The sequence below is a fragment of the Clostridium sp. FP1 genome (assembly GCF_011065975.2).
GTDB classification, from domain to species: domain Bacteria; phylum Bacillota; class Clostridia; order Clostridiales; family Clostridiaceae; genus Clostridium_AD; species Clostridium_AD tagluense.
Genome location: NZ_JAAMNJ020000001.1, coordinates 839,077 through 863,128 on the forward strand (window position 1 = coordinate 839,077; position 24,052 = coordinate 863,128).

Annotated in this window: 22 protein-coding genes; 14 read left to right on the forward strand and 8 right to left on the reverse strand. The window is 31.6% G+C overall.

Annotated elements, in window-relative coordinates:
• Window positions 1-249: 249 nt before the first annotated feature.
• On the reverse strand, window positions 250-396 hold the full coding sequence (locus G9F70_RS27435) for a hypothetical protein (RefSeq protein WP_411955989.1): 147 nt from the start codon (window positions 394-396) through the stop codon (window positions 250-252).
• A 274-nt stretch (window positions 397-670) separates the two neighbouring features.
• On the opposite strand from G9F70_RS27435, the gene G9F70_RS04250 reads away from it, so the two are divergent.
• The 3 genes from G9F70_RS04250 to G9F70_RS04260 are packed head-to-tail and all read left to right on the forward strand — an operon-like array spanning window position 671 to window position 3,810.
• Window positions 671-925 carry a (2Fe-2S) ferredoxin domain-containing protein gene (locus G9F70_RS04250; protein ID WP_164944847.1) on the forward strand — a complete coding sequence of 85 codons (255 nt, stop codon included), beginning with the start codon at window positions 671-673 and terminating at the stop codon, window positions 923-925.
• The gene (locus G9F70_RS04255) at window positions 918-2,636 is read left to right on the forward strand and encodes a [Fe-Fe] hydrogenase large subunit C-terminal domain-containing protein (protein ID WP_164944846.1); all 1,719 of its coding nucleotides are present in this window, start codon (window positions 918-920) and stop codon (window positions 2,634-2,636) included. The genes G9F70_RS04250 and G9F70_RS04255 overlap by 8 nt, the downstream gene beginning before the upstream one ends.
• A complete protein-coding gene (locus G9F70_RS04260) occupies window positions 2,626-3,810 on the forward strand; it encodes a SpoIIE family protein phosphatase (RefSeq protein ID WP_164944845.1) in 1,185 nt (394 codons plus the stop codon). The genes G9F70_RS04255 and G9F70_RS04260 overlap by 11 nt, the downstream gene beginning before the upstream one ends.
• 40 nt (window positions 3,811-3,850) lie before the next feature.
• Here the strand turns inward: G9F70_RS04260 and G9F70_RS04265 are convergent, their stop codons facing one another.
• From G9F70_RS04265 to G9F70_RS04275, 3 genes are read right to left on the reverse strand one after another with little or no spacing between them, the layout of a single operon-like run.
• Window positions 3,851-5,587, reverse strand: a complete 1,737-nt coding sequence (locus tag G9F70_RS04265) for an NADH-dependent [FeFe] hydrogenase, group A6 (protein WP_164944844.1) — start codon at window positions 5,585-5,587, stop codon at window positions 3,851-3,853.
• A gap of 49 nt (window positions 5,588-5,636) precedes the next feature.
• A complete protein-coding gene (locus G9F70_RS04270; protein ID WP_411955990.1) occupies window positions 5,637-7,532 on the reverse strand; it encodes an NADH-ubiquinone oxidoreductase-F iron-sulfur binding region domain-containing protein in 1,896 nt (631 codons plus the stop codon).
• A 14-nt stretch (window positions 7,533-7,546) separates the two neighbouring features.
• Window positions 7,547-8,056, reverse strand: coding sequence for an NAD(P)H-dependent oxidoreductase subunit E (locus G9F70_RS04275; protein WP_164944843.1), 510 nt, complete (start codon window positions 8,054-8,056; stop codon window positions 7,547-7,549).
• A 510-nt stretch (window positions 8,057-8,566) separates the two neighbouring features.
• On the opposite strand from G9F70_RS04275, the gene G9F70_RS04280 reads away from it, so the two are divergent.
• The 5 genes from G9F70_RS04280 (at window position 8,567) to G9F70_RS04300 (ending at window position 13,488) form a co-directional block, all read left to right on the forward strand.
• Complete coding sequence (locus tag G9F70_RS04280; protein WP_164944842.1) at window positions 8,567-9,193, forward strand: hypothetical protein; 627 nt, start codon at window positions 8,567-8,569, stop codon at window positions 9,191-9,193.
• 295 nt (window positions 9,194-9,488) lie between these two features.
• Window positions 9,489-10,763 (forward strand): HD-GYP domain-containing protein, encoded by a 1,275-nt coding sequence (locus tag G9F70_RS04285; protein WP_164944841.1) that lies wholly within the window; start codon window positions 9,489-9,491, stop codon window positions 10,761-10,763.
• 8 nt (window positions 10,764-10,771) lie between these two features.
• Window positions 10,772-11,320 (forward strand): DUF5317 domain-containing protein, encoded by a 549-nt coding sequence (locus G9F70_RS04290; RefSeq protein ID WP_164944840.1) that lies wholly within the window; start codon window positions 10,772-10,774, stop codon window positions 11,318-11,320.
• Window positions 11,321-11,358: 38 nt separating this feature from the next.
• Entirely contained in the window at window positions 11,359-13,104 is a 1,746-nt protein-coding gene (locus G9F70_RS04295; RefSeq protein WP_164944839.1) for a methyl-accepting chemotaxis protein, read from the forward strand.
• 171 nt (window positions 13,105-13,275) lie between these two features.
• Window positions 13,276-13,488 carry a heavy-metal-associated domain-containing protein gene (locus tag G9F70_RS04300; protein WP_125000299.1) on the forward strand — a complete coding sequence of 71 codons (213 nt, stop codon included), beginning with the start codon at window positions 13,276-13,278 and terminating at the stop codon, window positions 13,486-13,488.
• Between the two features lie 49 nt (window positions 13,489-13,537).
• Here the strand turns inward: G9F70_RS04300 and G9F70_RS04305 are convergent, their stop codons facing one another.
• Entirely contained in the window at window positions 13,538-14,395 is an 858-nt protein-coding gene (locus G9F70_RS04305) for a phage holin family protein (RefSeq protein ID WP_164944838.1), read from the reverse strand.
• A 170-nt stretch (window positions 14,396-14,565) separates the two neighbouring features.
• A complete protein-coding gene (locus tag G9F70_RS04310; RefSeq protein ID WP_164944837.1) occupies window positions 14,566-15,057 on the reverse strand; it encodes a metallophosphoesterase family protein in 492 nt (163 codons plus the stop codon).
• A gap of 166 nt (window positions 15,058-15,223) precedes the next feature.
• On the opposite strand from G9F70_RS04310, the gene G9F70_RS04315 reads away from it, so the two are divergent.
• The 4 genes from G9F70_RS04315 to G9F70_RS04330 all read left to right on the forward strand — a co-directional run bounded on the left by G9F70_RS04315 (window position 15,224) and on the right by G9F70_RS04330 (window position 18,243).
• Complete coding sequence (locus tag G9F70_RS04315) at window positions 15,224-15,574, forward strand: DUF2500 domain-containing protein (protein ID WP_164944866.1); 351 nt, start codon at window positions 15,224-15,226, stop codon at window positions 15,572-15,574.
• Between the two features lie 28 nt (window positions 15,575-15,602).
• On the forward strand, window positions 15,603-16,313 hold the full coding sequence (locus tag G9F70_RS04320; protein ID WP_164944836.1) for a hypothetical protein: 711 nt from the start codon (window positions 15,603-15,605) through the stop codon (window positions 16,311-16,313).
• Window positions 16,314-16,478: 165 nt separating this feature from the next.
• On the forward strand, window positions 16,479-17,126 hold the full coding sequence (locus tag G9F70_RS04325; protein ID WP_164944835.1) for a murein L,D-transpeptidase family protein: 648 nt from the start codon (window positions 16,479-16,481) through the stop codon (window positions 17,124-17,126).
• Between the two features lie 139 nt (window positions 17,127-17,265).
• Window positions 17,266-18,243, forward strand: coding sequence for a 2-hydroxyacid dehydrogenase (locus tag G9F70_RS04330; protein ID WP_164944834.1), 978 nt, complete (start codon window positions 17,266-17,268; stop codon window positions 18,241-18,243).
• Window positions 18,244-18,321: 78 nt separating this feature from the next.
• On the opposite strand, the gene G9F70_RS04335 is transcribed toward G9F70_RS04330, so the two are convergent.
• Both G9F70_RS04335 and G9F70_RS04340 read right to left on the reverse strand, forming a co-directional pair.
• The gene (locus G9F70_RS04335; RefSeq protein WP_164944833.1) at window positions 18,322-18,786 is read right to left on the reverse strand and encodes a nucleoside deaminase; all 465 of its coding nucleotides are present in this window, start codon (window positions 18,784-18,786) and stop codon (window positions 18,322-18,324) included.
• Window positions 18,787-18,814: 28 nt separating this feature from the next.
• On the reverse strand, window positions 18,815-19,456 hold the full coding sequence (locus G9F70_RS04340) for a transcriptional regulator (protein ID WP_125000323.1): 642 nt from the start codon (window positions 19,454-19,456) through the stop codon (window positions 18,815-18,817).
• A gap of 243 nt (window positions 19,457-19,699) precedes the next feature.
• Between G9F70_RS04340 and ade the strand changes: the two genes are divergently transcribed.
• Together ade and xdhA are read left to right on the forward strand one after the other, a co-directional pair.
• Entirely contained in the window at window positions 19,700-21,424 is a 1,725-nt protein-coding gene (ade, locus tag G9F70_RS04345; RefSeq protein WP_164944832.1) for an adenine deaminase, read from the forward strand.
• A gap of 338 nt (window positions 21,425-21,762) precedes the next feature.
• Entirely contained in the window at window positions 21,763-24,042 is a 2,280-nt protein-coding gene (xdhA, locus tag G9F70_RS04350) for a xanthine dehydrogenase subunit XdhA (protein ID WP_164944831.1), read from the forward strand.
• The last annotated feature ends 10 nt before the right edge of the window (window positions 24,043-24,052 follow it).

The window sequence follows — 24,052 nt, forward strand, 5'->3', positions numbered from 1 at the left end:
TCGTTTTTACCCGTATTAGATTTCTTTCATCTTAATTCTTGAAAAATATAATAATATGTATCTTTATTATTTTTTTACATTTTATCTTTCTTAATAGATTCATTTTGATGTTGTATTCATACACAAAATTATCTAAGCTTTCGACTATATTGTCAATATAAACTTTATTACCATCCTTTGAAACTAAAACTTGAGTGTAGCTCGATCCATTCATATTATTACTATTGTGATATATACAGTTAATTACTTTTATTCAATAATGAGACCCAGTATAGCGGAAATGGAAATTGCTTGCATAGTAGTAACTCTTGCACCCTCAAAATCAGCAATATTTGCTCCTATACTTTCGATATTACAACTAGTAAAATCTATTTTTTTAAGATTTGTAAAATTCATTTGAGACTGAAGTAGATTAGACTCCTGAAATTCAACCTTTAAAAATTTTGAATTTTGAAAATCTGAGTGAAATCTAGTTTGTGGTATTAAAAAACATTGTGTTAAGTACGAACAATCTTTGTTATTCTGTATGTTAAAAAACCAAAGACATTGTTAAAAATAAATCAAAGCTCCTATATTAATTTTTGAGTAATTGGTGTAAAATTTAATTATGAAAAAATAAGCAATAGCATAGAATAAATATAAGGTAACTTAACTTGAAGGGATGATAATAATGATAACTATTAGTATTTGTGTTGGAAGTGCCTGTCATTTAAAAGGGTCTTATAAAGTAATAGAAGGGTTACAAAAGCTAATCAAAGAAAATAAGATTGAAGATAAGGTGGAAATTAAAGGGGCATTTTGTATTGGCAGATGCACAGAGGGAGTTTCTGTGACTGTGAATGATGAGGAGTTTTTTTCCTTAAATGAGAATAATGTAGATTCATTCTTTCATGAAACTATTATGAGAGGTATATCAAATGAGTAATATGAATTTTTCTAAAGCATATTGCAAAAATTGTTATAAATGTCTTCGTTCATGTCCTGTGAAGGCCATAAAATTTGAGAATGAACAAGCTACTATAGATGAACAAAGATGTATAGAATGTGGTCATTGCCTTACTATATGTCCACAAAACGCTAGAGAAATTAAAAGTGATGTGGGGGTTGCTAAACTTGCTATAAATTCGGGGAAAAAAATTATAGCAAGTTTAGCACCATCCTTTGCTGGTTATTTTGATGTGGAGCAAGGACGCGTGGTAGCGGCTTTAAAGAAGTTAGGATTTAGTATAATAGAAGAAACAGCAGTAGGTGCGGAAATAGTAGCTGATTTATATAATAATTATATTGTGGAGAATAAGAGAGATGTTTATATAACCACAGCATGCCCATCAGCTAATTACTTAGTAGAAAAATATTTTAAAGAAATTATTCCATACTTGATTCCTGTAGTATCTCCAATGATAGCTCATGGTAAATTATTAAAGAAGAAATTTGGTGAAGATAGCTTTATTGTATTTATAGGACCATGTCTTGCAAAAAAATCTGAGTTTGAGTATTTTTTAAAAGATAATGTAATTAATGCAGTATTAACTTTCGATGAATTGAATTCTTGGATTACTGAAGCTGGTATAGAAATGCATGAACTAGAAGAAGAGAATTTTAATATTAATCCATATAGTAAAGGTCAAGGATTTCCTATGGGTGGAGGTATTATTGAGGCAATGGGGAGTGAGTTAAAGAAAAGTTCACTTAGTGTTATTACGGTAAGTGGGATGGAAGAGTGCATAGAAGTATTTAATAGCATTAAGAATGGCGATTTAAAGGACGTATTAATTGAAGCTAGTGCCTGCACGGGAAGCTGCATAGGTGGACCAGTCATGGTTAAAAATGGTGAAAATTATTATACAAAATTAAGAAAAGTTAAAACCTATATAAAGAGTCGTAAAAACTATAATGATCCAATAAATACTGAGATACCGACTAATATAAATTTTAATAGAAAATTCACTGAAAAATCAATTAAAAGGGCTATAGCTACAGAAGAAGAAATTACAGCAATTATGAAAAAAATGGGTAAATATGAACTTATAGATGAACTTAATTGTGGAGTGTGCGGATATAATTCTTGTAGAGAAAAAGCCCAAGCTGTTTTTGAAGGTATGGCTGAAACTAATATGTGTCTTCATTATATGAGAACTAAAGCAGAAAGCCTTTCTAATGAAATTGTTGAAAACACTGCGAGTAATCTAATTCTATTAGATGGAGAAATGAATGTACGAGAGATGAATCCAGCTGCCAAGGCTATATTTAAAATACAACCTCAAAATATCATAGGAAAACCTATATCACTACTTATTGATGATACGGATTTTAAAAATGTAAGAGAATCTGGAGAAAATATAATAGGTAAAAAGGTTGCTTATCCACAGTACGGCGTAGTGTTTATAGAAAATATAGTATATCTTCAAAAGCAAGACATGGTACTTGCAAGTATGATTAATATTATGGCTGAAGAGAAAAATAAAAAAGAATTAATGAAGGTTAAAGAAAATACTTTAAATGCTGCTCAAGAGGTTATAGAAAAGCAAATGAGGGTTGCACAAGAAATAGCAAGTCTACTTGGTGAAACCACTGCAGAAACGAAGATTATTTTAACTAAGTTAAAGAAAATAGTGGCAGGTGAAGATGTTGAATAAAAAGGAGTTATTTATTGATGTAGCCTACGATAGCTTGATAAAAAAAGATGAGGAACTTTGTGGGGATAGGGTGGAAATAATAAGACTTAAGGATAGCACTATAATTGTCATGGCAGATGGTCTGGGTAGTGGAGTGAAAGCCAATATACTAGCTTCCTTAACATCTAAAATTGCTAGTACTATGCTTAAAGAAGGAGCGGACATCTATGAAACTGTAGATACTATAGTAAACACACTGCCTGTGTGTAAGGTAAGGGAGATTGCCTATTGTACCTTTACTCTAATGAAAATTTATAATGATGGAAGAGTTTATATTGCGGAATATGATAATCCGCCTTTCTTTTTAATAAGAAATAATAAAGGCATTGAAATAGACAAAAAAGAAAGTATTATTAATGAAAAAAAGGTATATGAAAGCCAATTTGTACTGGAGGAGGGGGACGTGATTACTGTTGTCAGTGATGGATGTATTCATGCAGGAATAGGGAATATATTAAATTTGGGTTGGAGCTGGGATAATGTACAAAATTACTTGATTCGTAATACAAAATGTAGACGAAGTGCAAAAAATATTGAAAAGGATCTGATTCAGGTATGTTGGGATTTATATGGAGGAAAACCTGGAGATGATACTACTGTTGTATGTGTAAAAGCTAGAAAGTCAGAGGTTATTGATCTATTTACCGGGCCACCGAAGGATCGGCGAAATGATAGCTATGCTATTAAAGAATTCATGAAAGGAACAGGTAAAAAGATAATTTGCGGTGGAACTACTTCCAATATTGTAAGGAGAGAACTTGGCCTTGAACTTAAAGTAAACTTAGATTTTTATGATAAAGATGTACCACCTACGGCAACTATGGAGGGAATAGATTTAATAACTGAAGGAGTTTTAACTTTAAGTAAGACAATAGAGAAGTTAAGTAATTATGAAGCGAGTTTTGCGTCCCAGGAGCCATACTGTGATTTAGATGGTCTAGACGGAGCTAGTAGACTTGTTAAAATATTAATAGAAAATTGTACACACTTTAATTTATGGGTAGGAAAGGCTATAAATCCAGCACACCAAAATCCCAACTTCCCTATAGATTTGAGCATTAAGTTAAAGCTTGTGGAGCAATTAGTAGAATACATGAAAAAGTTAGGAAAACATGTTAATATTAATTATCTATAAAAAAAACAGCAGACATATCTGCTGTTTTTTTATAGGTGTATTATTTACGTTTTATATATTCTGTATGAAGAAGTTCATGAGCTTTTTCACCATAGGGCTCTCCAAGGAATTCTTCATATATTTTTTTGATGTATGGATTTTCATGAGATTTTCTTATAGTTTTGCTTTTATCTTCATTATATAAAACAGACATTCTTTTTGTTAATATATCCTTATAATCATTTGCATAAGGCTGCCCACCACCATTAATACATCCACCAGGGCAAGCCATGATTTCAATTAAGTGATACTTAGCTTCTCCCGCGTGAATAGCTTCTAATAATTTACGAGCATTGGAAAGTCCACTAGCTATAGCAACTTTAACATCAATGTCGTTAATCTTTACAGATGCTTCTTTTATGCCCTCCATACCGCGTACTGTTTCAAAATTTACATTTTCAAGGGTTTTATTTGTGAGCCATTCATAAGCAGTACGAAGTGCTGCTTCCATAACGCCTCCAGATGTACCGAATATAACTCCAGCACCAGTAGATTCTCCCAGTGGATTATCGAAATCTTCTTCTGGTAATGAATTAAAATCAATTCCGGCTTCTTTAATCATTTTAGCAAGTTCTCTTGTGCTTATAACTATATCAACATCTGGGACTCCATTTGTAGCCATCTCAGGCCGCGCAGCCTCATATTTCTTTGCAAGACAAGGCATTACAGATACAACTATCATATCTTTTGCTTCTACATTCATTTTTTCTGCAAGGTATGTTTTAGCAACAGCACCCCACATTTGTTGCGGTGATTTACAAGTAGATGGAATATCTAATAAATCATTAAATTGGTGCTCAAAGAATTTAACCCAACCAGGACAACAGCTTGTAAGCAGTGGAAGTTTTCCGCCATGTTGTAATCTATGAATAAATTCGCTAGCCTCTTCCATTATTGTTAAGTCAGCTGCAAAATCCGTATCAAATACTTTAGTAAAACCTAAAGCTCTTAGTGCAGCAACCATTTTTCCAGTAACAGCAGTGCCATGTGGAAGTCCGAATTCTTCACCCAGGGCGGCTCTAACTGCAGGAGCAGTTTGAACAACAACAACTTTTTCTTTTTGATCAAGAGCATTCCAAACTTTAGAAGTGTTATTAACTTCTGTTAAGGCACCAGTTGGACAGACAGAAACGCATTTTCCACAGAAAGTACAAGTTGTTTCTCCCATTGGCATTGAAAAAGCAGGAGATACAACAGTTTCAAAGCCACGGCCTACACCGGATAAAACTCCAACAGTTTGAACTTCATTACACATAGTTTCGCAACGTCTGCACAATATACATTTATCTAGATTTCTAACAATAGAGCTACTTGAATTATCTATAGGATAAGTTGACATTGCACCTTTATAGCGGATTTCACGAACACCTAGTTCAGCGGCTAATCTTTGCAATTCACATACAGTGTTTTTTTCACATAATAAGCAGTCTTGTGGATGGTCAGATAGAATTAATTCAAGCACAGTTCTGCGTGCTTTAATAGCTCTAATTGAAGTTGTCTTAATTACCATTCCATTTGCAACGGGAGTGCAGCATGCAGGAGCTAAGTTTCGTCTTCCCTCAACTTCAACAACACATATACGACAAGAACCTGGATGGTTTGTAGTTTTTCCATCATGCATATTTAAATGACATAATGTAGGTATATTTATATTGAGCTTTCTAGCAGCTTGTAGAATAGTTGTGCCTTGTTCTACTTGAATTTCTTGATGGTTTATAGTAAGAGTAAGTAAACTCACAGCGTGCACCTCTTTCTTATAGTTTATATTTGAAAAACGCATTTAGATGTTATTTTTTAATGATTGCATTAACTGGACATGCACTTTGGCATGCACCACATTTAATACATTTATCTTGATCAATAACATGTAATGTTTTAACTTTTCCACTGATACAGTTAACAGGACATTGCCTTGCACATTTTGTACAGCCGATACATTTATCCGTAATATTGTATTTTAATAAGTGCTTACAGACTCCAGCAGGACAAGTTTTATCATAAACGTGAGCCTCATATTCATTTAAAAAGTATTTCATAGTGCTTAATACTGGATTTGGAGCAGTTTGTCCCAGACCACATAGTGAAGTATCCTTAATGGTATTTGCAAGTGATTTTAGCTTATGCAGGTCTTCTTTTGTTCCGTTTCCTTTTGAAAGTTTTTCAAGCATTTCAAGAAGACGTTTATTTCCGATTCTACAGGGAGAACATTTACCACAAGACTCTTCTACAGTGAATTCTAAATAGAATTTAGCTATATCAATCATACAATTATCTTCATCCATAACAATCATACCGCCAGAACCCATCATAGAGCCTATAGCACCTAGTGATTCATAATCTATTGGGGTATCTAAGAATTCTGCTGTAATACATCCGCCAGATGGGCCTCCTGTTTGAACAGCTTTAAACTCACGGCCGTTCTTGATTCCGCCACCAATACCAAATATTATCTCTCTCAGTGTAGTGCCCATAGGAACTTCTACTAGCCCAACGTTATTTATTTTGCCAGCCAGCGCAAAAACTTTTGTTCCTTTAGAGGTTGCAGTTCCTATAGAACTATACCAAGCAGCACCTTTGTTAACTATAGCTGGAATATTTGCAAGAGTTTCAACATTGTTAACACAAGTTGGCTTATTCCATAATCCACTTTGAGCTGGGAATGGTGGTTTATTAGTTGGTTCTCCACGTGAACCTTCAATAGATTGAATTAATGCAGTTTCTTCTCCACATACAAAAGCACCAGCACCATATTTAATTTCTATATCAAAGCTAAAATCAGTTCCTAAAATATTTTTACCGAGAAGCCCTAATTCACGAGCTTGGCTTATAGCTGTTCGAAGTCTACTAATTGCAAGAGGGTATTCTGCTCTAATATAAATATCTCCGATTGAAGCACCAATACTGTAACCTGCTATTGCCATAGCTTCTAGAATACTGTGAGGGTCTCCTTCAAGAATAGAACGATCCATGAAAGCACCTGGGTCTCCTTCATCAGCATTACAAATTATATATTTTTGATCAGCATCGTACATTTTAGCAAAAGCCCATTTTTTACCAGTTGGAAAGCCGCCGCCGCCTCTGCCTCGAAGTCCTGAATCGATCATTAGCTTTATAATCTCATCTTGGGACATTTCTGTAATTACCCTGCCTAATGCTAAGTAACCATCTTCAGATATATATTCTTTTATGTCTTCAGGATTAATAAGTCCACAGTTTCTAAGCGCAATTCTTACTTGTTTCTTATAGAAAGGCATATCTTCTTGTTTTTTTATTTTTATACCCATACTTGGTTCTTCAAATAAAAGCCTATCAACTATGATACCTTTTAATAAGTGCTCTTTAACTATTTCTGCGGCGTCAGAAGGTTTAACATTAACGTAAAATACGTTATCAGGAGAAACCTTAACGATAGGACCTTTTTCACAAAATCCAAAACAGCCAGTAATAGCAGCAGTTACTTCATCAGTTAGTCCGTTTGCTGCGATTTCTTTTTGTAGGTTTGCTAATATCTCATCACTTTTAGCGGATTTACAGCCAGTACCACCACAAACGGATAAGTACCTTGTACATCGATTACCTTCAGAAGCTAACTCTTTTTCTTCGTTCATTTCCCTAAGGTCTAACAATGTATTATATCTATTTTGAATTTCTTTAAGTTCATCAAAAGAATTAATTTTATTCAATGTATTTCCCCCTCCTATTCAGCATACTCGGTTGCAACGTACTCGCCTGTGGCGTACTCAGATAGTATCTTATTTACTCCGTCTACTGTAACATGTCCATAAACTTTATCGTTTATAGTTACTACAGGTGCAAGACCACAAGCACCTACACATCTTAATGAGCCTAATGTAAATTTACCGTCACCAGTAGTTTCGCCAGTTTTAATCTTTAACTCCTTTTGAAATTCTTCAAGTACATTTCCAGAACCTCTAACAAAACAAGCAGTACCCATGCAAACATTTATTACATATTCACCTCTTGGTTTAATAGTGAAGTAAGAATAGAAAGTCACAACACCATAAACTTTTGAAACTGGAATATTTAACTTTTCTGCTACAAAGGATTGTACCTCTTGAGGTAAGTAGCCGAATAGACCTTGCGCTTTGTGAAGCACTTCGATAAGGGCACCTTCTTTACTTGGCAGGTCAATAATAAATTTTTCTAAAACTTTGAAATTTTCTGCGTTTAAACAATTAGAACACACTACAATATACCTCCTTTAAAATCTATGATTACATATAGACATATTATAAATTTAAAATTACAACTCACCATAACCCTACAATACACTTGAATATTGTGAAAAATTAAACTTTAACAAATAATATTAGAATTGCTTTAGTAGTGAATATATGAACTAATGTCGTTAATGTATTAAATATACGTAAAAATTAAAGAGGCACATTGTTATACATTTCAAGGTAAATCTTATTATTCATATATTCATAAAAATTCAAGTATACTGCATGAAATATATTATAATGGAATTTTAGCAAAAAATCTAGTAAATAATTAGTTAATTTTGATTATTGAAAAAATAAGGAAAAGTATAGTAAAAGATAAGGAAAAGTATAGTAAAAATTAACATAACAATTAACAATGATATGTTAATTTTAGAGGAATTCGATGCTATAATAAATAATATGTAAAATCTTGTATACCATTACTGAATGTGCTATAATTTGCTTATTGTTGAATGGGAGAGATGTATATTATGGATTTTGATATTTTTAGTGAAATGATAAATAAATTAAATGGTGTTACTAGTACAAAAATAATACATCAAGATAATGATATTCAAGAGATACATATATTGGCTAATACTTTAAGGGCACCAAAGCAAATAGTTAGAGATATTGAGTCTATTCTTTTAACCTCCTTTGATTATAGAATAGATAGAAAAGTTATTAGTATTGCACAAATTGAAACAGATGATTGTGACCCTATTAAAATGATAAAATTTGGTGGTATCTCCTTAAATGTGAAACCGAACATGTTAGAATGTAGCGTTAAGCTCCTTTATGAAGAAGAAGAATTTTTTGTAACACAAGTGGGAATAAAAACTGCAGCTAACAGAAAAAAAATAGTAGCTAAAGCAATTATTGATGCTGTAGAAAAAATCCTTGGACAAGTCTTTATATTTGATGTACAAGATGTAATTAGTACTACTAATAGGGATATAACCTTTATATCAGTTCTTGTAAATATGGTTATAAATGAATCAGAAGAAACCATGGTAGGATCTGCAATTGTAAAAAATGATATAAATGAAGCTATTGCAAAAGCCACCCTAGTAGCTATAAATGGAAGAGTACAAAAAACAAATCTTAACAACTGTTAAAGTTGTTAAAAAGCCACCAAGTGGCTTATAAAATTGCTTTAAGGGCCGATACCTTAACATTTTTTTTAAAATTAGTTTATGAAATTATTATTTTAATTGTTTACTATAGCGGAGATAAATTATGATAGGTTATAGCGTAGCCCTATTAATTTAAATCAAAGGGGGATTTTAATAATGAAAAAATTAACTACAATATTATTAGCTATATTAGCACTTGCTATAGCTGGCGGATCAACAGCAACTTGGATGTGGTAATTTAGGACTATCGGCCTTTATAATACATAGGAGGAAAATAATGAAGAAATTACCGTTAAATCTAAAAATATATCTTATAACTACATATTTTATAACTTTTATATCTTTTCTTATTTGCTTCAAAACAGAACACATAATTTTTTCCTCAATAAGTTCAGATATTTTTATATTTTTTATATTTTTAACGGCTTTAACAGAAAGTCTTACAGTGATTTTCAAAAAAATCTCTTTTAGCACAAGTTTTGCAATTACAGTTGCTTGTTTTATTTTATTTGGAGCCTTAAATACAATAATAATTTCAGTATTAGGTTTTATATTTAGATTACCTAAATATAACAATAAATATAGTCACATATTTAATACACCTTTTTATGGAACATTATTTAATTTGTGTAGCTTAGTATTACCAATTATATATGGAAATTATTTTTACAAATTAGTAGGTGGAACTACTTATACTGGTAGATTAAATAGTAATCTATTACAAATTATTGTGTTTAGTATCGTGTTTTATATAGTTAACATATTTATGATATCAATTGTATATTCAATAATGAATAAAAAAAGTATTATATATTCATTTATAAGCAATTCTAAACTAGTATTATTAAATACTTTTGCTATGGCTCCTTTTGGTATAATATTAGCCTTTGTATTCAATTTATACAGTTATGTTGGTGTAATTCTTGTATTAGTTCCTATAGTATTAACCAAATACACTTTTTACTTATATATACAATCAAAATCTCAATATGTCCAAACTGTAGATGCTCTTATGCTTGCAATGGAGGCAAGAGATAAATACACAGAAGGACATTCTAAAAGGGTTGCTGAAATATCAGCAAATATAGCTAAAGAATTAAAATATAATGACTGGAAAATTGAACAATTAAATATGGCAGCTTTACTTCATGATGTCGGAAAAATTGGAATTAATGATCGAATTTTGAATAAACCAGGTAAACTTTCTACTGAAGAATTTGATATCATAAAAACCCATCCACTTATAGGCTATAACATTTTAAAAGATATTAAAAATCTTGAGAACGTACTACCAATTATACGCAATCACCATGAGCAATATGACGGAAATGGATACCCAGATGGAAAAAAAGTTGAAGAGTTAAGCCTTGATGTTTTTATTGTGCAACTTGCAGATTCTATAGATGCTATGTCTACAGATAGACCCTATAGAAAAGCTTTAAATAATGATATGGTTATAGAGGAAGTGAAAAAATATTCTGGAACTCAATTTCACCCAAAGGTAGTGGCAGCATATTTTAAAGTTCTAGAAAAACAAAAAAAAGTAAAGTGAGGATTTAAATGTTTATTGAAGCTTTAATTTTTGCAGTGATTATTGGATATATATTAAAAGGAAATATAAGAAATTTAGAAAATGTAGATATAAAATGCACATATCTTGTTTTTATATCTTTCTTTATAGAATTTTTTATTGTTATTTGCATAAGAAAGGATTTTTTTAATATAGGTATCTTTACATATATATTAAATTCAATCATGTATATTTTACTTGTAATTTTTATTTATTCTAACAGAAAGAATAAGTATATCGTACTTATGGGATTAGGATTTTTGCTAAATGCTATTCCAATTTTTTTAAATGGGGGAGCAATGCCAGTAAGTGTTAAAGCAGCGAAAGCAGCAGGGATTACTTTAAATATTAGTAAGGAAGGACTTTATTCCTTAATAAATGAAAATACTAGGGTATGGTTTTTAGGAGATATTATTCCACTAACTTTCCTAAGGAACTTCGCCATAAGTATTGGAGATATTATTGCAGTACTAGGACTGATGCTATTTATAATTATGGGAATGAAGAAAACAGCTAAAAATCAGCTGTTTTTGTTATAGAGTTAACAAAAATTTATTCATAAAAGGAGAAAATTAACATGAGACAAGGTATAAATGAGAAAAAGAAAACATCTATAAGTGATAAATTGAGTAAAAGAATAATGTTACTAATAATTTCTATATTTTTAATAATAATTGTTGCTACATATTTATTGCTCCAATCAACTGTTAAAAAAGTAGTAGTGGGCATAGGACCTGTGGTTACTACGGCAATTACTAATAGGCTAGAAAAAGTGGATTATGATAAGTTTTTAAGTGAAAAAGAGAATAGTGATATTTACAAGGAACTTAATGATGGAATAACTTTTTTAGGTGATAAAGGAGTGGATTTTATACAAGGGATATCTATAGTTACTTTAAATGGGGATAATAAGTGGACATATATTCTAGATAAAACTAAGGAAAGTACTGCCAAGTTTGGAGATGCTTTTGAAGATACTGCTAATAAAGAAATGATTGACAACGCTATAAATACTGGTAAAGCAACAACTTCGGAGGTGCAAAGAGACGTAATTGATAGGACATCCTCCATGACTACATATATACCTATGAAGACACAAAAGGGAATGAATGCCTTAGTAATATTGAAGATTAAATTAGATACTATATTGAAAGCGCAACTATTAATTTTATTATGTGCAATTGTATTTTCCGTTATAGTTCTTTTAATCATAAAATTCATGGTGAGGAAAATTACTAAAAGCCAAACTAAATCAATAAATGTACTAGTAGAAAAAATGAGTGATATGTCTAATTTAGAAGGGGACTTAACAAAAAGAATACAAATAGATAGTAATGATGAAATAGGAGAACTTGCACAATCAACTAATAAAATGTTAGATACATTCCAAGAACTTTTAGTTCATATTACTAAAACTTCTAAGGATATTTATGATGTTGAAGAAAAATTTACGGATGCCTTTCACAGAAATGCAGAAGGATTTAAAAAAATGAATACATTGACTGGAAATATTGCTTTAAGGATAGAGAAGCAGACGGAAGAATTGAATAGTTCTGCTGATAGCATTCATTATATTAATGATGCAGTAGGTCAGATTGCTAATAATTCACAAATGGTTACGCAGCAAGCGATTGAGGCTAAAGATAATGCAAGTGACGGAAATAAAACTATGATGGAACTTGCAAATAAATCAAAAGAAATAGTTGTGGAAGTTGGAAATACTTCGCAATTAGTTAAAGAATTAGATGAAAAATCCGAAGCAATAAATGGTATAGTAGATGCTATTACAGCTATATCTGAGCAAACCAATTTATTAGCACTAAATGCTTCTATTGAGGCGGCAAGAGCTGGGCAGCAAGGTAAAGGATTTGCAGTAGTTGCAGAGGAAGTAAGAAAATTAGCAGAACAATCATCAAAATCTGCGGAAGAAATATCCGAGCTTATTAAACAAGTTCAAAGAGGAATAGCAGCTGCAGGTGGCTCAATGGAAGGCGTGGCAAATAGGGTTAAAGAGGTATATAGTTATGTGGATATTGCAGCAATCAAGTTTGATAAAATAGCTAGTTCTATTGGCAATGTTTCGCAAAAGGTGGAAGAGGTATCATCAGCTACTGAGGAAATGTCTGCAAATGCATCTACTATAAATAATCAGATTGAAAATTTAGTGAATATTTCAAAAGAGAATAATGATGCTACAGAAAGCGTAGCGGCTAGCATTCAATTTGGAGTAGATGAGATAACGAATTTGCAACTTGTACTAAAAGAATTAGATAACTTTACTTTGGAATTAGTGAAGAGGCTATCAAAATTAAAATTAAAATAAAAGGTAAAAATTATAAAATAGAATTTATTTTGTTTTTTTGGATATAATACTTTAAATGTAAAATAAAAAGAATTTGTGCCATTATATAAAATTTAGTTGACTTATTGATTATATAATCTAAAATGAAACATATATAATAATATAAATTAACAATTGAAAGGGGAATTATAAATGAAGAAAAAGATATATATTGATGGAATGAGTTGCAGTCATTGCGTAAGTCATGTTAAGGAAGCACTATTGGACATTGGTGCTATGAAAGTAAGAGTTGACTTAGAAGAAAAATTTGCTATAGCAGAATTTGATGATGAGATAAATGATAGTGAAATTACAGAAGCTATTGAAGAAGTAGGATATGAAGTTACTGAAATAGAAGAAGATTAACACAATTAACTTTGCCCCTGTTTATTTACATTAACAGGGGCAAAGTCAATTATATGGTTTTACGTGCATCAATTATTGTTTGATATAAAATTATTACAATACAATCAATAATTTGGATTTTTTTCTCTCTTGTTGTTTTTGTGGAATAACAAATAATTTTTAGTTTTTCTAGACACTTATCTACTTTAGGTTGATTCACTTTAGAAAAAAAATCAATATATTTTGTGGGAATTTTTTCTTCTGACCATTTTTTATTCATATCCTTAAGGCCGAGCTCTATTGTGGACAGTATCCTATAAAATAATATATCTGGATTATCATTAGTAGTTTCATCTATAAGAATGATTTGATTAATAGTAGATTTCATTACATCACATTTAATTTCTAAAAAGTTTCGAATATATTTATCCTCAAAAGCGGGAATTTGATAATTTATTATATCATCAATATCAGAAAATTCACTATGCTTGTCCTTAGAAGTTTTTAACATAGCATCTAATCCTGGTATCTTTAGGGTCTTAATTAATATAGGCAGAATATTAGAAGGTATAGGAACTCCCAGTAGGGTTAGATTTTCTAAAATACTAACACTCTCTGTAATCGCTAGAAAAGCTATTATAATTTGGGATAACATGGTGGTGATTGTTATGGGAGCTAAAATAGTCTCTAGCAATCTAACTGTAATTACGCAAAGGGAATAAGTGATAATCTTTTTAGTAGCTTTACGTAATCCTGCACTGGAAAACCTTTTATATTTTATAGCAGTAAATATCCCTGTAATAGTATCTAAAATAATAAGCATCAAAAGAATAATATAGGAGGTTTGCATGTTATTAAACATTTCGCAAATAAAACCTAAGATTCCAGATACTCCAAATATTTTTAACAAGAAGTCATTCTTGTGCATTTTTTCATCTCCATTAATAATCGACAAATATAAATATGGAATAAACAATTCCAATAGATTATTTATTCCATATAATATATGCTGTATTAAAGAAAAATGCTATCGTCGTATTCACCTATATGGCAAACCCTCTTTGGCGAGTTTAAATAATAACGCAGTAGATATGATTATTAATTGAAAAATTTTAATTGAACATTTATTTTCTTATCTTCAATCTCTAAAATAACATAAGAATACCATGGTTCCCTCCGCTTGTAAGATGGTGAGCCTGGATTTATCATAAGGACTTTGTTTTTAGTTATAATCAGTGGTTGATGACTGTGGCCAAAGATAATTATATCTACTTTATCGCCACTAAATTCCGCGTAAGCTCTCTCAAGTGTAGATTTGTCATTACCATGACCATGGTACAAACCAATTTTGTATCCTTCTACGGGTATAATTATCTTTTCTTTTAATAAATCTCTAATGTATCCCTTATCATTATTTCCCCATACTCCAATAAAGTTCTTATGCTCTCTTAATTTTGCTACCACACTAGAGGAAACATAATCACCTGCATGAATTATCATATCAGATTCTCTAGATATATTATCTATGAATTTGAAAAGTTTATCGCTATGTTTTTTTACATGAGTATCAGATAGTATTGTAATTTTCATATTCATCACCTTCTAATAGTATATTATCTTATAGTGTGCATTGATACACAATTAGTATTTAAGTGTAAAATACATTTTTAAATTAATTCCTTTATCATAAAACTTTTGGTATGATTATAATATGATATAGTATAACTAAATAAAAGGGGATGAAAAATTAATGTTTATGTTTAACATTATCCAATTTATGGTTCCAGTTATATTTATGATAATATTTGGTATAATTATATTCGGCATAATTAAAGGCATAGGTCAATGGTCGAAGAATAATAAACAACCTGTTTTATCAGTAAAGGCAAAGGTAGTAACTAAAAGAGCACATACCACCAGTAGTAGTATGAATGATAATCAACCAGCCCATAGTAGTACATTTTATAATGTAACCTTTGAAGTAGAGAGTGGAGACCGAATGGAACTGAAAATAAGTGGCAGTGAATATGGCTTATTAGCAGAAGGTGATGTTGGAAAGCTTACATTTCAAGGCACAAGATATAAAAACTTTGAAAGAGAATTCTAATATATTTTTATAAATGTGAGGAGAAAAAATGGGACAAGCAGAAGATGTAGTCTATATTTTGGAGCAATCAGGAATAAACATAAATAATGAGAAATCACTGCACTCATCCATTAAACAATGGTATGCTATTCCAGGGGATAGATTAGAAGTAAAAGTAGATAAGTATATAATTGATTTAGTAAGGGAAGATTCATTAATAGAAATTCAAACGAGAAATTTCAGTGCAATTGGCAATAAGCTAAGAGAACTGGTTAAATACAATATGGTTACGCTAGTTCACCCTATAGCTATTGAAAAATATATAGTAACAATGGATGACTCGGATAAAGTAATTAGTAGAAGAAAATCCCCTAAAAAAGGCAAATTAGTGGATCTGTTTGATGAGTTAATTAGGATACCAGATTTGATAGATGAAGAAAAATTTATACTAGAAATCTTAATGACTAAAGAGGAAGAAATAAGATGTAAGGATGGCAAAGGGAGCTGGAGAAGAAAAGGCATTAGCATTGTGGACAGAAAGTTAGTACAGGTAGTAGAAAAGGTAACGTTTAAAGAAGGAAAAGATTTTTTAATGTTTCTACCAGAAGAACTTCCGGAAAATTTTACAAATAAAGATTTAGCGAAAATATTGAAAGTTACTGTATATAAGGCGAGAAAAGTAACTTATTGCTTAAGGAAAATGAAGATTATAAAAGAAGTAGGAAAGCTACGAAATGAACTCATATTTGAGAGGCGATAAATCAGAGGTATTAATTTTTGCTTTTATTTATAATAATAGAAATGTTATTGAGAAGGAAAGTATAAAATTTAAACTTTGATATATTTGCAATTATATGATAAATTAGATTTAATATAAAAATAGTGAAAAATATATAGTATAAAAAAGATAGAAAGGAAGATATAAGTGAGAAAAAAAAATATAGTTATTGGAGCCTTGCTTGCAGTTGGGGTAGTAGGAGCCTATGAATTTTATAAAAGCAATTTTAAAACTTGTGATTCTAATCTTGGTGAAGTAAATGAAGCAGATAAACAATTTATATGGACTCTAGAGGGTGAAGGATTGTTTTTTACAAAGCCTGAAGAAGAACCACAAGAGGTAGGTATAAAGGTATACAAAGGTATAAGGATATTAGAATTATATGGAGATGGTAATCTAATAGGTAAATTTAAGATTGCAATAGGGGGAGCTCCTATTGGTGATAAACATATGGAAGGAGATAGAAAAACTCCTGAAGGCAAATATCATATTTGCACAAGAAATGATAAAAGTAAATATACCTTATTCTTAGGACTTGATTATCCGAGTGTACAGGATGCTCAAAGAGGACTTGAAAATGGGTTAATAGAGGAACTTGCGTTTAAAGAAATAAATACTCAAATTGAAAGTGGTAAAAGACCGGATTGGAACACTCCTTTAGGTGGGGCAATAGGCATACATGGCGGGGGAACACTAGGTGATTGGACGTCTGGATGCATCGCTCTATCAGATGATGATATTAAGATTGTTTGGGAATATGCTCAAATGAATACTCTTGTGGAAATTTGTGAATAATTAAAGCTATTGGTGATGAAGCTTATAAAGGTGATATAATAATAGAAACAAAATAGTTTTAATTTACTCAGAATCAGTAAAAAAGATATTTGTAATTATAAAACTCTATTCAAGAGGAATACAAGGAGGATGGGATATAATGGATAAGAAGAAAGTCTACATAACAAGAAGAATACCAGATGAGGCTATTGAACTTTTAGAAGAACATTTTCATGTAGAAATAAATCCGCAAGATAGAGTTTTATTAAGAGAAGAACTTTTAGAAAAGGTAAAAGGTATGGATGCTGTTTTATGTCTTATAACTGATAATATTGATAGTGAGGTGCTGGAGGCAGCGGGTACTAAGTGTAAGATATTTGCTAACTATGGTGTGGGCTACAACAATATTGATACAGTAGCAGCTACTGAAAGAAGAATAATAATTACAAACACTCCTGGGGTGTTAGATGATGCAACTGCAGACCTTGCATGGACGCTGCTTATGGCGGTATCCAGAAGAATAGTGGCAGCAGATAAATTTACAAGAAATGGTGCTTTTCAATCTTGGGATCCTATGATGTTTCTTGGACGAGACATTACGGGTAAAACCTTAGGACTTATAGGGGCAGGACGAATTGGATTTAACTTTGCAAAGAAAGCTAAGGCTTTTGATATGAAAATACTTTATACCGGCCTTAGGCATAATTCAAAAATAGAAAATGAATTAGGCGCTATTTATGTGGATAAAGAAACCTTGCTTTCGGAAGCGGACTTTGTTTCATTACATGTGCCACTTCTGCCCTCTACTACTCACTATATTAGCGATCTGGAATTTTCAATGATGAAAAAAACTTCAGTTATTGTTAATACATCTAGAGGACCAGTAATTGATGAAAAAGCATTGGTTAAAGCCCTTAAGCAAGGTGAAATTTGGGGGGCTGGACTTGATGTATATGAAAATGAGCCAGAAATTGAGCCAGAGCTTTTAGATATGTATAACGTTGTAATTGTTCCGCATATTGCGTCAGCGACAATGGAAACAAGAACAAACATGGGATTAATCGCCGCTAGGAATATTATTAAAGTGCTTTCGGGTGAAAAGCCGGATACCTGTGTTAATACGCAAGTATTAAAGTAATGAAGAAATATTGAAATAATGTAGATAAAAAAGCACTTCCATTCAGATGAGTGAATAGAAGTGCTTTTGATTTATTATTTAATATTGAACTCTGTCCATCTTACCTTTCCATTTTTTAAAAGGTTCTAGACTCTCTTCTCTATCAATCTGTATCACCTCAACTTGTAACTGCGTTGCAGTACCATTGATTACGTCATATATGTATTGGTCATCAAAATCGATAGCTGCAGCATCGTGCCTTGTTGAACCATAATAAAGCTTTTTTATTTTTGCCCAATGAATTGCTGCAAAACACATAGGACAAGGTTCACAGGAAGAGTATATTACACAATCTGATAAATCAAATCTGGAAAGTATGTTAGAAGCTTTTCTTATTGCTGTAACCTCAGCATGTGCAGTAGGGTCATTTGTATGAATAACTTCATTATGAGCCCTACTAATAATTTCACCATTTCTCACAATAACTGCTCCAAAAGGACCGCCATCATTGTTTGCCATTCCTACCATTGCCTCATCTATAGCTATTTTCATAAATTCATTCATTTTCAAACCACCTTATTTTCAAATTATATTAAAGTTTATTTTTAATATCTATATAATTGTATATTGAGTATTTTGAAATACCAAAAAAGTTCGCTGTTTTATCGCCAGCTTTTGTAATTAAAAAAGCACCGGCATCATTAAGAAATTGAATAGCTTGTATTTTTTCATCTTTACTCATAAGTGCCACAGGTTTACCTACTTTTTTTACCGATTCATCTAATAAATCATCTAATAGTTGATTTACATTTTGAGGAATGTTACTCACATCTTCAGTATCCTCTTTATGGCTAAGCATTGAGTCTAAGCAATTTTTAGCTATAGTAAGCTCAGTAATATCATAATTTATAGAAAATATGCCTGTAGGTTTATTTTGACTATCTCGTATATAAATGGTACTTGATTTTAGAGTCTTACCATCATGAGTTTTGGTAATATAGTTTAATTTATCTTCCAGTGAATTAACATCATGTTTTAACGCATTTAAAACAACACGTGAAGTGCTAGTGCTTGTATCTCTGTGTGTAACATGACCATTTTCAATAAATATAATTGGATAATCTAAATGATCAGATGATAGGTCATGAATAACCACTTCGCAATTTCGTCCAAATTCAGATGATATACCCTTTGCTAATCTTTTTAAAAAATCTAAATTACAATCATTATCCATACAAAAACCTCGCAATTCATTTTATAAAGTGTGAAATTAAAGAAACTTACAAATATTACATGGAATAAGTATATCAATGTTTATTTTTAAAATCAATATAATTTGTGAAAAACATTTTTAACTTACAAAATTTTTTTAATATTATGAAAAAGATTGATAAAATATTCTGTAAACTTTATTGACTTTTATTTTCTTAAATGGTAATCTGATGAAATAAAGCACCATAAAGGAGAATGTTTTGCTATGAAATTAAGTAAAACCAAAAGTTTAATACAGGTAGCTACAGCTAGAAAAAAAGCAGATTTAGTCATTGAAAATTGCAATGTTGTAAATGTTTTTTCGCAGGAAATAATATATGGTAAGCTAGCCATTAGCCAAGGTATATTTATTGGTATTGGTGATTATGAAGGCACAGAGGTAATTGACGGTGAAGGGAAATATATAGTTCCGGGTTTAATTGATTCCCATGTTCATATAGAGTCATCTATGGGTTCACCATATCAATTTGCAAGAGCTGTACTACCAAGGGGAACTACCACTGTTATTTCTGATTGTCATGAAATAGCTAATGTTAAAGGTCTTGAGGGTATAAAGTACATGATTGAGTCTAGTGAAAATCTACCTCTTGATGTGTATATAATGCTACCATCTTGTGTTCCAGCTACGATATTTGAAACATCAGGTGCAATATTAGAAGCAGAAGATTTGGAAGAACTTATGCAACATGAAAGAGTATTGGGACTTGGAGAACTAATGAATTATCAGGGAGTTGTTTTTACAGATGAAGGCATCATGAAAAAACTACAGCTTACTGATAAATATCATAAAATAGTAGACGGCCATGGGCCTATTATAAAAGAAAAAGAGTTAAATGCCTATGCACTATCCGGTGTTAAAACAGACCATGAATGTATGAACCATAAAGAGGTATTAGATAGACTTAGAAATGGAATTTATATTGCAATAAGAGAGGGCTCAGCGGCAAAGAATCTATTAGATTTAGTTAGTGCTGTCAATCCTTTTAATGAACGCAGATTTACATTTTGTACGGACGACAGGCATCCTAAGGATATTTTAAAAGAAGGGCATATAGACAACAACATTAGACTTGCTATAAGAGCGGGGGTTAGTCCTATAACTGCCATTAGAATGGGTACATTAAATTCAGCAGAATGTTATGGTCTTAAAAATCTTGGTGCTATTGCCCCCGGCTACATAGCAGATTTTATAATAGTTGATAATTTAACGGATTTTAACGTGTTAAAAACTTTTAAAAAGGGTAAACACATAGTTGATGATTGGTATAAGTCTATAAAGGAAGATAAAAAACTTTTAGAAATTGTATCTAACAGTGTTAATATAAAAGATTTTGCAGAGGAGGATTTAAAAATAAAAATATCGTCGAATGCTGCAAAAGTAATTAAAATTATGGATCATAGCCTTTTTACAGAAAGTGTAACAAGAGCGGTGAACATAGATGGAAATGGATATTATATATACAATGAAGCAGTTGATGTTTTACCTATTTATGTATTTGAAAGACATAGTGGAACAGGCAATATTGGTAAAGGTTTAATTGAAGGGTATGGTCTGAAAAATGGAGCCATAGCCTCCACTATAGCACATGATTCACATAACTTAGTGGTTATAGGTGATAGTCCAATAAATGTTAAAATAGCTGTCCAAAAAATAATAGAAATTGGCGGAGGCCTAGTAATTGTTAAAAATGGAGAGGTAAAAGGATGCTTGCCTTTAGATATTGGAGGCATTATGTCTAGTAGTGATTTAGAGACTGTATCAAAAGGCCATGAAGAACTTAATAAAATTGCCACGGAGGAATTGGGCATTAATGAGAATGTAAATGCTTTTATGACCTTAGCATTTATGGCATTGCCAGTTATTCCAAAACTTAAAATCACTGATAAAGGCTTGTTTGATGTAACAAAATTTGAGCTTACCAGTTTATAGGCAGAGATAGAATTTAAATTTTTTGCATTAACTTTCTAGCCTTAGGATATTAGATAAATCTTATTTTAAAAAAATTGTATAATTAAAAAAAAATTGCAAGATATTATTGACTTACTTTTTTGTAATGATATACTAAATTTATATTTAAGTACTAAATTAATAATACTATATCTAGTATTATTAGAAGATTAGTTAGGAAATGATTATAAAAAAATCAATATTATTGAAGTATATCAAATATATTGTAATATGTGACGATAATGAAAATTTATTTAAAAATATAAATATGTATATTGGAAGCTATGCTGTGGCAAAAAAATTATACAGGGAGGAATAAAATGAGTATAGGAAAAAGTATTAATAGGGTTGATGCTTTTGATAAAGTAACTGGGCGTGCACAATTTACAGATGATTTTAAATTAAGTAATGCACTTGTTGCTAAAGTTCTTCATAGTACTATTGCAAGTGGCGAGGTTAAAGCCATTGATATTTCGGAGGCTATGAAGCTTAAGGGAGTTGTGAAAATTGTAACTTGCTTTGATGTTCCTGATATTCAATATCCAACAGCAGGGCATCCATATTCACTAGACCCTGCCCATATGGATATTGCAGACAGGAAATTACTAAATAAAATAGTTAGGTATTATGGGGATGACATAGCAGCTGTAGTGGCGTTAGATACTGTAACTGCCACAAGGGCAATTAATCTTATAAAAGTTGAATATGAGGAATATGAACCAATATTGTCTATTGAAGTTGCACTGAAACAAGGAGCAAATAGAATTCATGAGGAGTATCCGGGCAATATTCTTGCACATACAAGTTATGAAATCGGTAATTATGAAAATGCTATAAAAGAAGAGGGACTTATTGTTTTTGAAGGAGAATATGAACTTTCTCCGGTTAAACATTGTCATATTGAAAACCCAATTTCTTATGCTTATGCAGAAGGAAAAAGATTGGTTGTGGTATCATCAACTCAGATTCCTCATATTGCGAGGCGTGTAATTGGGCAAGCTCTTGGTATGGATTGGGGTAAAATAAGAGTTATTAAACCATATATAGGTGGAGGATTTGGGAATAAACAAGAGGTTCTTTATGAGCCACTTAATGCTTATTTATGTAAGGTTATTGGTGGAAGATGTGTTAAACTTGATATTTCAAGAGAAGAAGATTTTGTTAATACTCGTCTACGTACCGCTATGAAAATTAAAATTAAAAGTTATGTACGAGCAAATGGTCGTTTTGTTGCAAGAAAGTTAGAAATGTATGGTAACAAAGGGGCTTATGCATCACATGGTCATAGTGTGACAAATAAGTCAGGTCATGCATTTAAACAGATATATCAAGATGAAGTTGCAACTAAAGGTGATATGTACTCAGTTTATACAAATATGCCAGCATCTGGTGCCATGCGTGGTTATGGTATACCACAAATATCATTTGCTCTTGAATCTCATGTTGATGATATAGCAAGTAAATTAGGTTTAGATAAGATTGAAATGAGAAAACTTAATGCTATGAAATTAGGATTTGTTGATAATCAGGTTAAATGTAATAGTAATGGACTAGAAGAATGCATTGAGAAGGGTAGAAAATACATTGATTGGGATAATAAACTTATAGAATACCAAAATCAAACAGGGCCCGTAAGGCGCGGTGTTGGTATGGCAATATTTAGTTATGCAGTAGGTGTTTTCCCAATATCACTGGAAACAGCAGCTTGTAGGATTGTGCTTAATCAAGATGGATCTGTTCAAGTTCAAATGGGCGCCACAGAAATAGGGCAAGGAGCAGACACGGTATTTGCGCAAATGATATCAGAAGTTCTTGACATTCCTATTGAAAACGTACACACAATTTCAACTCAAGATACTGATATTACACCCTTTGATACAGGGGCTTATGCATCTAGACAATCTTATGTATCTGGTATGGCAGCTAAAAAAGCCGCTATGGAGCTTAAAGAAAAAATAATAGAACATGCAAATTTTATGTTAAGACTTCCTGCTGGGAACCTTGAACTTAAAGATAATAATATTATAAAAAAAGAAACTGGCGAAGTTTTAGCTTCACTTAAAGAAGTTTCTATGCATGCACTTTATAATACAGAAAAATCCGTTCACATTACATCAGAGGTAACGAACCAATGCAAATCAAATACATTTGCCTTTGGAGTATGTTTTGCTGAAGTTGAGGTTGATATTCCCGTGGGCAAAATTAAAGTTATTAAGGTTATTAATGTTCATGATAGTGGCACAATTCTTAATCCTGCACTTGCTGCAGCACAGGTACATGGTGGCATGAGCATGGGACTAGGTTATGGTTTAACTGAGCAACTTTTATTTGATGATGTGACAGGTAGAATGCTCAATGATAATCTACTTGACTACAAACTTCCAACTACTATGGATACACCACATTTGGAGGCACAGTTTGTGGAAACCTACGATGTGTCAGGACCTTTTGGCAACAAGGCGCTAGGAGAACCTCCTGCAATTCCAGGTGCACCTGCAATTAGAAATGCGCTTCTGCATGCCACAGGAGTTAATTTTAATTTTGCTCCTTTAACACCACAAAGACTTGTAGAAAAATTTAAAAAAGAAAATTTAATATAAAAGTGGAGGT

Bases quoted from the DNA above. Each gene is read 5' to 3' on its own strand.
- G9F70_RS04280 (WP_164944842.1), top strand. From the start codon at position 8,567: ATGGATTTTGATATTTTTAGTGAAATGATAAATAAATTAAATGGTGTT.
- G9F70_RS04340 (WP_125000323.1), bottom strand. From the start codon at position 19,456: ATGGATAATGATTGTAATTTAGATTTTTTAAAAAGATTAGCAAAGGGT.
- ade (WP_164944832.1), top strand. From the start codon at position 19,700: ATGAAATTAAGTAAAACCAAAAGTTTAATACAGGTAGCTACAGCTAGA.
- xdhA (WP_164944831.1), top strand. From the start codon at position 21,763: ATGAGTATAGGAAAAAGTATTAATAGGGTTGATGCTTTTGATAAAGTA.
- G9F70_RS04310 (WP_164944837.1), bottom strand. From the start codon at position 15,057: ATGAAAATTACAATACTATCTGATACTCATGTAAAAAAACATAGCGAT.
- G9F70_RS04295 (WP_164944839.1), top strand. From the start codon at position 11,359: ATGAGACAAGGTATAAATGAGAAAAAGAAAACATCTATAAGTGATAAA.
- G9F70_RS04330 (WP_164944834.1), top strand. From the start codon at position 17,266: ATGGATAAGAAGAAAGTCTACATAACAAGAAGAATACCAGATGAGGCT.
- G9F70_RS04315 (WP_164944866.1), top strand. From the start codon at position 15,224: ATGTTTAACATTATCCAATTTATGGTTCCAGTTATATTTATGATAATA.
- G9F70_RS04320 (WP_164944836.1), top strand. From the start codon at position 15,603: ATGGGACAAGCAGAAGATGTAGTCTATATTTTGGAGCAATCAGGAATA.
- G9F70_RS04305 (WP_164944838.1), bottom strand. From the start codon at position 14,395: ATGCACAAGAATGACTTCTTGTTAAAAATATTTGGAGTATCTGGAATC.
- G9F70_RS04255 (WP_164944846.1), top strand. From the start codon at position 918: ATGAGTAATATGAATTTTTCTAAAGCATATTGCAAAAATTGTTATAAA.
- G9F70_RS04300 (WP_125000299.1), top strand. From the start codon at position 13,276: ATGAAGAAAAAGATATATATTGATGGAATGAGTTGCAGTCATTGCGTA.
- G9F70_RS04260 (WP_164944845.1), top strand. From the start codon at position 2,626: ATGTTGAATAAAAAGGAGTTATTTATTGATGTAGCCTACGATAGCTTG.
- G9F70_RS04335 (WP_164944833.1), bottom strand. From the start codon at position 18,786: ATGAATGAATTTATGAAAATAGCTATAGATGAGGCAATGGTAGGAATG.
- G9F70_RS27435 (WP_411955989.1), bottom strand. From the start codon at position 396: ATGAATTTTACAAATCTTAAAAAAATAGATTTTACTAGTTGTAATATC.
- G9F70_RS04285 (WP_164944841.1), top strand. From the start codon at position 9,489: ATGAAGAAATTACCGTTAAATCTAAAAATATATCTTATAACTACATAT.
- G9F70_RS04290 (WP_164944840.1), top strand. From the start codon at position 10,772: ATGTTTATTGAAGCTTTAATTTTTGCAGTGATTATTGGATATATATTA.
- G9F70_RS04250 (WP_164944847.1), top strand. From the start codon at position 671: ATGATAACTATTAGTATTTGTGTTGGAAGTGCCTGTCATTTAAAAGGG.